Source organism: Halomonas sp. (genome assembly GCF_052095695.1).
GTDB lineage: Bacteria > Pseudomonadota > Gammaproteobacteria > Pseudomonadales > Halomonadaceae > Vreelandella.
In genome coordinates this window covers 1-11,384 of the sequence record NZ_JBQDLQ010000100.1, presented here as the reverse complement: position 1 = coordinate 11,384, position 11,384 = coordinate 1, and the positions used below count along the sequence as shown (strand labels likewise).

Annotated in this window: 16 protein-coding genes; 10 read left to right on the top strand and 6 right to left on the bottom strand. The window is 53.4% G+C overall.

Annotated elements, in window-relative coordinates:
• Positions 1-205: 205 nt before the first annotated feature.
• Positions 206-685: a lysozyme inhibitor LprI family protein gene (locus ACTH5D_RS15415; RefSeq protein WP_441672790.1), complete on the bottom strand. Its 480-nt coding sequence runs from the start codon at positions 683-685 to the stop codon at positions 206-208.
• A 196-nt stretch (positions 686-881) separates the two neighbouring features.
• Here ACTH5D_RS15415 and ACTH5D_RS15410 point away from each other — a divergent pair, with 196 nt between their 5' ends.
• Both ACTH5D_RS15410 and ACTH5D_RS15405 read left to right on the top strand, forming a co-directional pair.
• Entirely contained in the window at positions 882-1,826 is a 945-nt protein-coding gene (locus ACTH5D_RS15410) for a co-chaperone YbbN (protein ID WP_441672788.1), read from the top strand.
• 276 nt (positions 1,827-2,102) lie between these two features.
• The gene (locus ACTH5D_RS15405; protein ID WP_441672786.1) at positions 2,103-2,456 is read left to right on the top strand and encodes a hypothetical protein; all 354 of its coding nucleotides are present in this window, start codon (positions 2,103-2,105) and stop codon (positions 2,454-2,456) included.
• A 65-nt stretch (positions 2,457-2,521) separates the two neighbouring features.
• Here the strand turns inward: ACTH5D_RS15405 and ACTH5D_RS15400 are convergent, their stop codons facing one another.
• Complete coding sequence (locus ACTH5D_RS15400) at positions 2,522-3,706, bottom strand: MalY/PatB family protein (RefSeq protein ID WP_441672784.1); 1,185 nt, start codon at positions 3,704-3,706, stop codon at positions 2,522-2,524.
• A gap of 37 nt (positions 3,707-3,743) precedes the next feature.
• On the opposite strand from ACTH5D_RS15400, the gene ACTH5D_RS15395 reads away from it, so the two are divergent.
• Genes ACTH5D_RS15395 through ACTH5D_RS15370 form a run of 6 tightly spaced genes read left to right on the top strand, consistent with a single transcriptional unit; the run spans position 3,744 to position 6,930 of the window.
• Positions 3,744-4,175 carry a hypothetical protein gene (locus ACTH5D_RS15395; RefSeq protein ID WP_441672782.1) on the top strand — a complete coding sequence of 144 codons (432 nt, stop codon included), beginning with the start codon at positions 3,744-3,746 and terminating at the stop codon, positions 4,173-4,175.
• A gap of 39 nt (positions 4,176-4,214) precedes the next feature.
• Positions 4,215-5,024 carry a hypothetical protein gene (locus tag ACTH5D_RS15390; protein ID WP_441672780.1) on the top strand — a complete coding sequence of 270 codons (810 nt, stop codon included), beginning with the start codon at positions 4,215-4,217 and terminating at the stop codon, positions 5,022-5,024.
• A gap of 59 nt (positions 5,025-5,083) precedes the next feature.
• Positions 5,084-5,491: an acyl-CoA thioesterase gene (locus ACTH5D_RS15385; protein WP_441672778.1), complete on the top strand. Its 408-nt coding sequence runs from the start codon at positions 5,084-5,086 to the stop codon at positions 5,489-5,491.
• A 42-nt stretch (positions 5,492-5,533) separates the two neighbouring features.
• Positions 5,534-5,860, top strand: a complete 327-nt coding sequence (locus tag ACTH5D_RS15380; protein ID WP_441672776.1) for a hypothetical protein — start codon at positions 5,534-5,536, stop codon at positions 5,858-5,860.
• Positions 5,832-6,353 carry a DUF501 domain-containing protein gene (locus ACTH5D_RS15375; RefSeq protein ID WP_441672774.1) on the top strand — a complete coding sequence of 174 codons (522 nt, stop codon included), beginning with the start codon at positions 5,832-5,834 and terminating at the stop codon, positions 6,351-6,353. The genes ACTH5D_RS15380 and ACTH5D_RS15375 overlap by 29 nt, the downstream gene beginning before the upstream one ends.
• Before the next feature lie 34 nt (positions 6,354-6,387).
• A complete protein-coding gene (locus ACTH5D_RS15370) occupies positions 6,388-6,930 on the top strand; it encodes a TIGR00730 family Rossman fold protein (RefSeq protein ID WP_441672772.1) in 543 nt (180 codons plus the stop codon).
• A 41-nt stretch (positions 6,931-6,971) separates the two neighbouring features.
• Here the strand turns inward: ACTH5D_RS15370 and ACTH5D_RS15365 are convergent, their stop codons facing one another.
• A complete protein-coding gene (locus ACTH5D_RS15365; RefSeq protein WP_441672770.1) occupies positions 6,972-7,484 on the bottom strand; it encodes a hypothetical protein in 513 nt (170 codons plus the stop codon).
• 35 nt (positions 7,485-7,519) lie between these two features.
• Complete coding sequence (locus ACTH5D_RS15360) at positions 7,520-8,014, bottom strand: tetratricopeptide repeat protein (protein ID WP_441672768.1); 495 nt, start codon at positions 8,012-8,014, stop codon at positions 7,520-7,522.
• A 248-nt stretch (positions 8,015-8,262) separates the two neighbouring features.
• Here ACTH5D_RS15360 and ACTH5D_RS15355 point away from each other — a divergent pair, with 248 nt between their 5' ends.
• Positions 8,263-9,294, top strand: coding sequence for an NADP(H)-dependent aldo-keto reductase (locus ACTH5D_RS15355; protein WP_441672766.1), 1,032 nt, complete (start codon positions 8,263-8,265; stop codon positions 9,292-9,294).
• A gap of 152 nt (positions 9,295-9,446) precedes the next feature.
• Positions 9,447-10,226: a peroxide stress protein YaaA gene (yaaA, locus tag ACTH5D_RS15350; protein WP_441672764.1), complete on the top strand. Its 780-nt coding sequence runs from the start codon at positions 9,447-9,449 to the stop codon at positions 10,224-10,226.
• Positions 10,227-10,236: 10 nt separating this feature from the next.
• On the opposite strand, the gene ACTH5D_RS15345 is transcribed toward yaaA, so the two are convergent.
• Both ACTH5D_RS15345 and ACTH5D_RS15340 read right to left on the bottom strand, forming a co-directional pair.
• Positions 10,237-10,815 (bottom strand): isochorismatase family protein, encoded by a 579-nt coding sequence (locus tag ACTH5D_RS15345; protein WP_441672762.1) that lies wholly within the window; start codon positions 10,813-10,815, stop codon positions 10,237-10,239.
• A gap of 136 nt (positions 10,816-10,951) precedes the next feature.
• Complete coding sequence (locus tag ACTH5D_RS15340) at positions 10,952-11,140, bottom strand: hypothetical protein (protein ID WP_441672760.1); 189 nt, start codon at positions 11,138-11,140, stop codon at positions 10,952-10,954.
• Positions 11,141-11,384 lie beyond the last annotated feature (244 nt).

The following is an 11,384-nucleotide window of genomic DNA, read 5'->3' as shown; positions in this document are numbered from 1 at the left end:
CTCGTCGGGCTCATAACCCGAAGGTCATCGGTTCAAATCCGGTCCCCGCTACCAAATATAGAAGAAGCCAATACCTTACCGGTGTTGGTTTTTTTGTTTTCTGGGTTCCAGAAAACCCCCTATTTATCTATGTCTATCTATGCTGAATGATATCCCTGCCGACGATCAGTCTTTGGCAGCTAAGCTTAATTCACTCAAGAATGCACTACTCCAACATAGATTCTAAGCGCAGCGCCTGCTCGCCCGTCAGCTGCGTGACGCACTGCATCTCAGAAAGATTGGCGATGGTAGGGTCTTGAACCGCAATGAATTTACACATGCCATCGCGAAAAGACAGCCAAGTGCGGTGCGCATCGAGTAACTGTGTGCGCAGAAGCTCTGTGGATTGCTCAGTCTGCATTGCACTATAGGCCTCACTCAACCTAGCATCCCAAGACTGCAGCACACCCTCATAGCATTCGGTCATCGCCTCTGCCGTATTGCCATCGCTACGATTAGCCATGCACTCATGCGCCGGCTGACCAATGCAATCGACCTTCTCTCCAAAGGTGTCTGTCGCCGCTAAACACTCTTCAATATCCTGACGATACGTTTGCTCGCCCTGAGCATAAGACGTGCTTGTGCATAACGCCCAAACAACAATGCAGAGAAGACACAGGCTTAGCCGAGGTGGTTTCACTAACATCATCAGCATTCCTTCCATGACGGCGCATTTTAACTTGTAACGCCTCTAATATACGAACACCGTATCAGCTTTCCCATTGTTATAGCATGATTCATACACGTCTATATTCACAGGCAGCCCATGTCGCGGTTGAATATTCCCCTCTGCGCCTGCATATCATGGGCAGCTTTTTTCTTTTTAAAGGTTGAGTCTAGCCATGCAAATTATTGATCCCCGCTCGGGTAAGCCGCTTACTGCCGACCCTGGCAATACCGCAACGACCGCCCCGAGCGCTGAGCAAGTAAACGTACGCTCCGAAGATGTCATTATCGAGCTGAATGCCGGCAATATTCAGCCGATCCTGGAAGCATCAAAGCAAGTCCCGGTGCTCATGGGCTGCTACTCGCCTGCTAATGAGGCATGCAAGACGCTACTCGCGGTGCTGGATAGGCTTGCGGTTGAATACGCTGGCGCCTTCCTCCTGGCCAAGCTAGACATTGATGCCAACCCAGAAATTGCTGGCCAGCTAGGCGTGCGATCGGTGCCTGATGTAAAGCTCATCAGCCAGGGCGGCTTAGTGGATGGCTTCCAAAGCGCGCTGCCTGAAAAAGAAGTGCGTGAGTGGTTAAACCGCTACTTTCCCGCTCCAGGTGAAGCTCCGCCCAGCCCAGAAGATCAGGCGGAAGAAGCGCTAAAGGCAGGCGATACCGCCGGCGCGCGCGATATTTATCAAACGCTCATCGGTCAATATCCTGAACACTACGCCTATCAAATAGCGTTTGCGCGTGTGCTGGTCGCCGAAAACCGCTGTGACGAAGCGCGAGACGTGCTGGACAATTTGCCCCCAGAAGAGCGCGATGCCGCGCTGGCGCGTGGAGTACGTGCCAGCATCGAGTTTAGCGAGCAGGCACTCTCGGCTGAAGAGATCGTCGCGCTTGCTGATCGCACCGATAGCGAAGCGCAGTATCAACGAGCGCTGCGTCAAATCGCGGATGGCCACTACGATGAAGGCCTACAGGCGCTGCTTGCGCTGATGAAGCAAGACCGCGCCTACAACGATGACGCAGCGCGCAAAACGCTCCTTCAGGCGTTCGATGCACTAGGCGCGGACCATCCACTGACCGTTGCCTACCGCCGCAAACTCTTTGCCATGCTCTATTAAGCAACTTTTCACGCCTTCTTAAGCACTGCGTCCATGCCTGGCACCACCTCCCGCTAAGAAGCGGGAGGTGGTGCCAGCGTTAGGCCGTTCGGCTTGATCACACTGCTTGTCTATTACTTCTATAAATACTGACTGGAAGCTGGCTTTCAATACTATACATTAGGTAGTACGCAGCGCTCGTTCCAGCGAGTATTGTCACTTGCTTGATACCTTAGCAACTGGCCTAAAATTGTTATAGCATAGGCGATTGCCCATTATCATAGGATGTATCGTTTCGTGAAAAAAACTATCCCCACACTCGTGCTCCTAGGTGCTTTCGTCAGCCATGCTGCTAGCGCACAAACACAAGAGTGCTCAGCCGAAGCGTTGATGACTGCCAATCAGGAAGTTCAAATTCAGATAGCACAGTTTGCCGAACAAAGAATGCCCTCGGACGCTCAAAACAACGATGTAATGGCTGAAATGGAAAGCATTCTTAAGAATGCGGGTGTGAACAGTACGATTACTAAGCACACAGACGAACTGGAAATGATGGAACCTGGTTCTAACCACCAGCCTTCTCAGGCGCTGTGTGATGATATGTATGCCATGAACGATCGCCTGATTGCAGAGCTGCAGCAGCGCCAGTAGCACATCCTCTCGGATAAGGGGTCGCGGCGCTTAGTCCACGCCCCCTTCCTGTACTTAGCAATGCCTTAATCTCCGTATCTAACGTCTCTCTTTTTCAACATGGCATCCATACGCGACAGCGCCACTTCCAGCTGAGAAGCCGTGGTGCCAAAGTTAAGCCGCACAAAGCCGGGGCAACCAAAGGCTGCTCCGTCCGAGAGTGCCACGCCTACCTCGCTTAGCAGCGCTTGAGATGGCGCCTCACCTAGCCCCGCCTCGCGCATATCTAGCCATGCCAAATAGGTGGCTTCAGACGCATGCCAATTAACGCCCGGCCACGTCGCTACGCGCGCTTGCAGGGTGTCGCGATTCTCGCGTAATACGTTTAACAGTGCCTGCCGCCATGCCTCTCCCTCACGATAAGCGGCCTCAGCCGCCACTAGGCCAAGCACATTACCGTCAGGAAGTAGTCCTTTTGCTGCGGCGGCAAATTGCTTGCGCAGCGTAGCATCGGGGATCACCGCGCAGGCGCTGGTTAAACCGGCTAAATTAAACGTTTTAGACGGTGCCCAAAGCGTAATGGTGCGCTTCGCTAGCTCAGGAAACGCCGCAGCCAACGGGCGATGCTGCGCGCCCTCGTTTAATAGCAGGTCACAGTGCAGCTCGTCTGACACTACCCAAAGGTCGTGGCGCTCCACCAACGCCGCCAGCGCTGCCAACTCTTCATGCCGCCATACACGGCCGGTAGGGTTATGAGGCTGACACCACAGCAACAAGCGTGTTCTAGGTGTAATGGCCGCCTCCAGGGCAGCGATATCGAGCTGCCAAGGCGCGCCCGGCGCGGTAGGTTGCGCCAACATAGCCTGCTGAGGCAGCCGCCCCGTTCGCTCAGCCACCGCCAAGAACGGTGGATAGATCGGTGCGACGGTCAATACGCCGTCGCCAGGTTCAGTCAGGGCCAACGCTGCTAGATGCAATGCCGGCACCACCCCTGGCAACCATTGCTGCCACTCGGGTTGAATGCGCCAGTCATAGTGCTGAGCACTCCACTGACACAACGTTTCTGTTAACGTAGCCGGCACTTCGCCATAGCCATAAACACCGTGGGCCACTCTCGCCTGCAGCGCATCAATGACCGCTGTCGGCGAGTAAAAGTCCATATCGGCAACCCACAGAGGTAGGATATCGTCACCGTAGCGGTGCCATTTCTGTGATGCCCAGCCACCTTCTGGGTAGCGACGGTCAATAGGCGTGGCAAAATCATAGGCCATAAAAAATCTCACTCATTCAATAGGAGTTGTGCTGAGCATGCCGCAAGATGACTTTTATACCAAGATGCGCGCTGGGCTTCCCGCCCTTTTGCGCCAGTGGCGTGCACTAGGCCAGGCGGATGCTGACCGCTTGGCGCTAATTCTCGCCGAGACGGCACGGGTGGCAAAGCTGGGTGAGCCTGAGAGTACGCCGAGCGGCTCAACGCTCAATGCATGGAGCACGGCCAGCGCGGATGAAATCCCCCTCTGGGCACCCCGTACAGCGGTATTTCTGCTCAATCAAATGCCCGCTCGCCCGGCACCGGATAGTGATGCCGAAGCCTGTGCCTGGGCCTACTGCTGGCTACGGAACCGATCGTTTGACTCGCTACAGGCCGCTCATGAGGCGCTCCCCGCGCACTTAAAAGCACCGTTACAACACGCACTAGAGGCCGCGTGGCGTGACCAGCAAGGGCTGCGCTTAGTCTAAATCACAATAGCAATACCATAACCGTAAGGGCAGCGCCGCATGTTAGAAATTCCGCTTACTTGGCAGCTAGCAAAACTCGGCCTCTCAATCAGTATGGTATTGGGCCTGGGTGCGATTGCGACGCGTACGAGCCCTCGTACGGCCGGGCTACTCGCCGGCTACCCGCTAGGAACGTCCTTGACACTATTTTTTATCGGTTTAGAAATTTCCCCGGCATTTGCAACCCAAAGCGCGACACATACGTTGGCGGGCTTTACCTCGACAATAGCGCTAGGCGCCGGTTACTTAGTGGCAGGCGGACGACAGCCTGGCATTAAAGGCATGGCTAGCGGCGTAGCCGGTGGCTTTATAGCATGGTTCGCTGCCAGTAGCCTGCTCACTCAGTTTGACTTCAGCCGGCTCAGCGGCACGCTAGTAACACTGTGCGCTATTGGCGTGTTTAGTACGCTGTTCCGCGCGATCCCTGATGTAAAAAGCCCCGCTAGCCGTGCATTTTCACTATCCGCGCTGGCCGCGCGCGCCTGCCTTGCAACCGTCATCGTGTTTACAATCACGCGGCTAGCGCATTGGCTACCGCCCGCCTGGGCTGGCACCCTGGCTGCTTTTCCTGTCACTATGCTGCCCTTTCTGCTGATCCTTCACTTGAGCCATGGAATGGCACCGGTAGCCACTGTCATTAAGCATTTCCCGATGGGCCTAGGCTCACTGCTCAGTTACACGCTATGCGTTTCCTACACTTTTAGTTCGCTGGGCCTTTGGTGGGGCACATTGACTGGGTTCGCAGCGGCGACGCTATGGCTGCTGGGATGGATGCAGTTGACCGCTTGGTATCAACGCCGCACCCCTTGACCAAGTGCTTGGTTGGGATAATCCTGAACGAGCTTCGTTGCTAACAATGAGGATACGCCATGTTTACCCGCACTATTGAGCCCGCGTTTTATGACACCGACGCGCTAGGGCATATTAATAACACGCGGCTGCCCGCGTGGTTTGAACTCGCCCGCAATGACTTGTTTAAGCTCTTCACACCCGATTTAAACCCCAAGCAGTGGCGTTTGATCATGGCGCGCATGGAAGTCGACTATCGAGCTGAACTGTTTTACGGTCACGATATCGAAATACGCACTTACTTAACCCGACTAGGCAATAGCTCATTTACAGTGACCCAGGAAGCACGCCAGCACAGCAAGCTCACCAATCTTGGTCACGCCGTTATGGTGCAGTATGACCATCAGGCCAAATGCGCCGTGCCCATCAAGGACGGCCTGCGCGAAGCGCTAACGGCGCATGTACAGGATGCGCCTGAACCTGCTTGATTGACGTCGCCCCAACCAGCTGGGGCAACAGGAGCCCGTATAATGGCAATCCGTTACACTCTCTGGCTAGACCCTGACAACGTTGCCCAGCATCGCGCTGTCGAGGCCGACCTTGAGCATTATTTTATGGAACGCTTCGCCGACTATCCACATATCCGCTTGTTCGGTGCCGACCCCTACGATTATGATGCCCCCTTCAACCGCCTTTATGACGTGTTAATGGCACGAGCCGCTGAATACTGTGAGCGGACGTGGTGCTATGTCGCGTCACCCGAACAGCTCAACCGCTGCTTTTTCCGTGCTGTTGGCCGCTCAAATAAATTTGTGAGAGACCAGCCCAATGGTGATACGCACCAATCAGATTCCTGACGAGCGTCAGCTCGCCATTATTACCCAACAACTTGGCCGTGCACCGCGTGGTATCGAAGCCGTTGCCGCCACTGACGGTGAAGGTACGCCACTAGTTCTGCGCATGGCTCCCATTGTCGATGGTAAACCCTTTCCAACGCTTTACTGGCTATGCTCAGACGTGCTTAAAGTCGAGATTTCACGCATTGAAGCCGTTGGCGTTATTAAAGCGCTGGAGCAACGCTTACAGGAAGAGCCCGAGTTTCTTGAGGCTTACCAACAGAGCCACCGCGATTACGTCACCGCTCGCTGGGACTATATGAGCGATACTCAGCGTGATGAAGTCGCACAGCTCGGCTATACCGACGTGCTGACCAAGCGCGGCATTGGCGGCATTAGTAATTGGCAACAGATTCGCTGCCTGCATACTCAGTACGCCCACCATCTATGTGGTGACAATGTGATCGGGCAATGGATGGATCAGCAGCATCAGATCGATCGCCACCTGCCCTAACAGCCGCTCATTTTTAGCATAAGGAATTAACTGGATGTCTAGAATTTGCGTTTATCTTGGCTCCCGCGAAGGCAACAGCCCAGGCTTTCGTCAGGCAACCAATGCGCTCGGCCGCGCACTGGCTGAACGTGGCCACACGCTGGTTTATGGCGGCGCACGCCTTGGCCTTATGGGCGAGCTGGCTAATGCAGCGTTGGAAGCTGGCGGCAACGTCATTGGCGTGATGCCCGACCACTTAGTTGATCGCGAGCAGGCGCATTTTGGCTTAAGCGAACTGATCCGAGTGCGCAATATGCACGAACGCAAAGCCACCATGGCGGCGAATGCCGATGCTTTTATTGCCTTACCCGGCGGTATTGGGACATTTGAAGAGCTGTTTGAAACATGGACGTGGGGGTATCTAGGTCTGCATACCAAGCCGATGGGCTTGCTGAATATTGATGAGTTCTACTCACCGTTGCTTACCTTTCTAGACAGCACCGTCGGCCATGGCTTTTTAGCCTCGGTGACTCGCGACATGTTACTGGACGCAGCGACGTCCAATGAATTGCTGGATGCGTTAGAAGAACAGCTATAGGGCGGAAGGAGAAGATATAGTGCAGAAAGAGTAAAACGTGACTAGCGGCCCGCATGCTCGGTGAGATGGCGGGTATGCTGATAGGTAAGCTGCAGTAAGCGGGCATCTTCACCCGCTCGATGGCGGTGAATGCCGCGCTCGGTGATCAGCGTTTCTTTGGTATCGCTCCACAGTGCCTGCTGGTCTTCGCTAAGCAAAATCCTTAATGCTTCAAGACGAAAGCGCGGCAGCATTCCTGCGTGGTGAAAGAGCAATGAGAGCCAGGTATTGTCGTAGCCCCAGCTGTCGCTGTAGGCCTTTCCCAGCTCACTCATCTCATCATTCAGCCATTGCGCGACTTGACGGACAGGATAACCTTCACGAGCAAGGCGATCACGGGAGATACCGTGCAGCAGTTCGGCCTTAGGATCCCAGTGTGTCCACTCATCCAGTGGTTGAATGAGGAAAGCGCAACAGCTTCCATCGGCACGTGCGATACCCACTTCAATAGGATAGCTGCCACGCCCAAACCCGGATGCTTCAATATCTAGCACTGTAGGTAGCGTCTCGGACACAAACTTCCTCACTCAATCAACAAGCAGTCTCGGCTTCAGGCCGCGGCTGCTTCGTCTAGCGGCTGTGGAATAGCCTGTCGCTGCCAGTAAGCCGCCTGCTCACCGTCAACGGCCAACCCTAACTCACCCAAGCGATAGGCTTGAGCAAGGCGCTCAGCGGCTAAACAATGGCCGGCTTGAGCGGCACGCGCGTACCAAGTAACCGCGTAGTCTTCGCGACGCGGGTATTGAACACAGCCATGTTCGTGAATTTGCGCGACCTGATACTGTGACTTTAGGTGCCCTGCATGCGCAGCTTCCAAAACGTAACGCGCACCGCGCGCTTTATCTTGCGGGGTTTGGCTGCGATGAAACAACATGTGGCCATACATAGACAGCGCATCAGGATGCCCCGCGTCTGCACAGCGTTTAAATAAACGCATCGTTAAGCGCTGCGTACGCTTTGAGCGCGGCAGCAGCCAGCGATTATGAGACAACCTTTCGGCCAATCTAAATTCTAGCTGAATAAACAACATTGATGCCTGCAACATGGCAAACAAACCTGCCTATCTGTTGAAACCTTGGGCTAGCAATCACTCAAAAATTGACGCCAACCACACGAGAAACCGGCCTTTAGCCGGTCGACGGGCTGGCAAGCATACGCCTGCCTTTGCGACGACTCAACCCCATTAATTTGCTGCTTGTGCAACGCCTCGCTAACATGCCCTACACACGCCGTGAACTATGCGGGTAATGGCTGCTTATCTTGTCGCAATTCCACCTTAGCAAGGAGATACATATGCAAACGCGCCCACTTGGCAGAACGGGTATGGAGGTCAGTAGACTCTGCTTAGGAACGATGACGTTTGGTGAGCAAAATAGCGAAGCCGAGGCTCACGAACAGCTTGATCGCGCCGTGGCGTTTGGTATTAATTTCATTGATACCGCTGAAATGTATCCCGTTCCTCCGCTCGCCAAAACTCAAGGTCTCACCGAGCAGTATGTCGGTAGCTGGCTAAAGCAGCGTGGCCCAAGAGACGATGTCATTATTGCCACAAAGGCCGTCGGCCCAGGCATTGAACATATCCGTGGGGGGCCTCGGCTAACGCGCGATCATATCCACCGCGCCATTGATAGCAGCCTCGACCGGCTAAACACGGATTACGTTGACCTCTACCAGCTTCACTGGCCAGACCGCCAAACCAACTTCTTTGGCAAATTAGGCTATGTGCATACTGATGAAGAAGAAGCGACGTCACTCGAAGAGACGCTCTCGGCGCTTAAAGAGTTAGTCGATGCAGGCAAGGTACGTGCCATTGGGCTTTCTAATGAAACACCATGGGGAGTGATGCGGTCACTGCAGCTAGCTGATCAGCTTGATCTACCGCGTGTGGCCTCGATTCAAAATCCCTATAATCTTCTCAACCGCTCCTTTGAAGTGGGCTTGGCTGAGATTGCTCATCGCGAAGACGTCGGCCTACTTGCCTATTCGCCGCTAGGGTTTGGCGTGCTCTCGGGCAAATATCTTAACGGTGCTCAGCCATCGAAAGGTCGCTTGACACTTTATGAGCGCTTCAAACGCTATACCTCCCCAGAAGCAGAAGCCGCGACGCAGGCTTACGTGACATTGGCCCAACAGCATGATTTGGATCCGGCACAAATGGCGCTCGCGTTTGTTAACTCACGCAGCTTCTTAACCAGCAATATTATTGGCGCTACCACCATGAACCAACTGGAAAGCAACCTTGCTAGCGAAAGTCTAAAGCTTGATGACGACGTATTAGAGGCGATCGAAAGCATCCACCGCCGAATGTCGAATCCCTGCCCATAAAAGATTTTAAAAAATAGATGGTAAAGACTGCTTCTAGGGGCAGTCTTTAAACCGCACTACCCCCTCATGCACCAAGCTATCGCGTCTATAGCCTCGGCCTTCGCCAAGGCTTGGTATACTGCACTCACTAATGATGATTCCAGGAGTACGCGATGCTAAGCGTTATTTCACCGGCGAAAACGCTAGATTTTGAAACACCGTCAACGACTGACGACGTCACTCAACCCAGCTTTTTATCGCACAGCCAACCGCTTATCGATATTTTGCACGATTACTCGCCTCAGCAAATCAGCGAGCTGATGGGCATCAGCGATAAGCTGGCGGGGCTGAACGCCGCGCGTTTTAAAGAATGGCAGCCACCCTTTACATTAAGTAATGCAAAACCTGCAGCTCAGGCCTTTCAAGGTGACGTCTACACCGGCCTACAAGCGGAGCTGTTTAGCGATTCCGACAATCGCTATGCGCAGTCACACTTACGCATACTTTCCGGCTTATATGGCCTGCTACGGCCATTGGATTTAATTCAAGCCTACCGCCTGGAAATGGGCACTAAGCTGGCCAATAGCGCCGGTAGTGATCTTTACGCCTACTGGAAGCCCATTTTGACACCTGCTCTCAGTGAAGCGATTGCTGAAAGTGGCTCTAACGTACTGGTCAATCTCGCGTCTAATGAATACTTTAAAGCGGTAGATACTAAAAAACTCAACGCGAGAATCATTACACCGGTGTTCAAAGACGAGAAAAATGGCACGTTCAAAATCATTAGCTTTTATGCCAAAAAAGCGCGCGGCCTGATGAGCGCTTGGCTTATAAAGGAGCAGATCAACGATCCAAACCGCCTTAAAGACTTTACCATCGCGGGCTATCGCTTCGATGCCGCTTCATCACAAGGTGATAACTTCGTTTTCACCCGTAAAGAAACGGATCGCTAGAGAATCAGGCCTAGAAGAAACGGACAGGGCGCGCTGAGCGGGGCTTCAAAAACTGCTGGTGTGCCTCTTTAAATAGCGCCGTGTCGCAACGGTGTAGCCATTCATAGGCCACCATATCGGCGGATACCGCGATGGCCCCGCTCTGACAGGCGCGCTCACGGGCAAGCACCGCTTCCTGTGGACGTCGACTAGCCGAAGCATCGCTCAGCCAGTACAGCTTGTAGCCTGCCTCTAATAGCCCTAATCCTGTTTGCAGTACGCAAATATGGGCTTCTGTTCCACACAAGACGATCTGTGTTTTCCCCGTCGCGTTCAGCGCTTGGCGAAAATCATCTTCAGCCATGGCGCCAAAAGACTGCTTTTGCCTGAGCCGATAGTTGTTGCCCAGACAGGCGAGTAGTGACGTCGACGTGCCTCCCAGCTTGTCTGGCGATTGCTCGGTTAGCCATACGGGCACCTCAAGCAAGCACGCTATTCTGCCGAGCCAAGCCGCTTCGCTAACAGCATCTTCACCGCCGTCAATCACAGCCAGCAGCCGCGCTTGAAAGTCGACCATTAAGAGCAAGCTTTTATCACGCTGTATTTGCACGCTGGCTCCTACATTTCAGCTGTTATCGTTATTAGAATCATTTATCGCTGTTAGCACCATAGTCGACATTCCACAAACAACAAAGCAGCCGCTTTTCGGCGACTGCTTTGGCTAATGCATGTAGCTAATGCTCGGCCTAGTCTTCGGCAGCATCTTCAATATTTTCGCCTAGATCTTCCATGCTCTCACCGGCACTTTCCGCGCTCTCATCAATGCTTTCACCAGCTTTTTCAGCAGGCCCTTTATTATCGCAAGCGATCAGACCACCTGCCATAAAGGTCATCAATAGTGCGATTGCTGACTTCTTGGCTAATGACATCGTCATATGCTTCTCCTCCTGAGATTTTACGTCATAACACATTCACCATAATACTAGATGGTGCTCGCCTACAATACCATGACAAATACGCAACCTGTTGTTATACCAATCTTTAAAACCTGTTTATCCGAGTTTCAAATCACCCAATACATCAAAATTGTTAAACAATAAGTCGCAGACTATCGTTTTTTTAACGCAAAAAAAATCCCCCGAGGCATGTGCCCTGGGGGATTTTTGGTATAAGTGCCTG

Bases quoted from the DNA above. Each gene is read 5' to 3' on its own strand.
- ACTH5D_RS15395 (WP_441672782.1), top strand. From the start codon at position 3,744: ATGCCGCAAGATGACTTTTATACCAAGATGCGCGCTGGGCTTCCCGCC.
- ACTH5D_RS15410 (WP_441672788.1), top strand. From the start codon at position 882: ATGCAAATTATTGATCCCCGCTCGGGTAAGCCGCTTACTGCCGACCCT.
- ACTH5D_RS15355 (WP_441672766.1), top strand. From the start codon at position 8,263: ATGCAAACGCGCCCACTTGGCAGAACGGGTATGGAGGTCAGTAGACTC.
- ACTH5D_RS15380 (WP_441672776.1), top strand. From the start codon at position 5,534: ATGGCAATCCGTTACACTCTCTGGCTAGACCCTGACAACGTTGCCCAG.
- ACTH5D_RS15390 (WP_441672780.1), top strand. From the start codon at position 4,215: ATGTTAGAAATTCCGCTTACTTGGCAGCTAGCAAAACTCGGCCTCTCA.
- ACTH5D_RS15360 (WP_441672768.1), bottom strand. From the start codon at position 8,014: ATGTTGCAGGCATCAATGTTGTTTATTCAGCTAGAATTTAGATTGGCC.
- ACTH5D_RS15415 (WP_441672790.1), bottom strand. From the start codon at position 685: ATGTTAGTGAAACCACCTCGGCTAAGCCTGTGTCTTCTCTGCATTGTT.
- yaaA (WP_441672764.1), top strand. From the start codon at position 9,447: ATGCTAAGCGTTATTTCACCGGCGAAAACGCTAGATTTTGAAACACCG.
- ACTH5D_RS15385 (WP_441672778.1), top strand. From the start codon at position 5,084: ATGTTTACCCGCACTATTGAGCCCGCGTTTTATGACACCGACGCGCTA.
- ACTH5D_RS15370 (WP_441672772.1), top strand. From the start codon at position 6,388: ATGTCTAGAATTTGCGTTTATCTTGGCTCCCGCGAAGGCAACAGCCCA.
- ACTH5D_RS15340 (WP_441672760.1), bottom strand. From the start codon at position 11,140: ATGACGATGTCATTAGCCAAGAAGTCAGCAATCGCACTATTGATGACC.
- ACTH5D_RS15375 (WP_441672774.1), top strand. From the start codon at position 5,832: ATGGTGATACGCACCAATCAGATTCCTGACGAGCGTCAGCTCGCCATT.
- ACTH5D_RS15400 (WP_441672784.1), bottom strand. From the start codon at position 3,706: ATGGCCTATGATTTTGCCACGCCTATTGACCGTCGCTACCCAGAAGGT.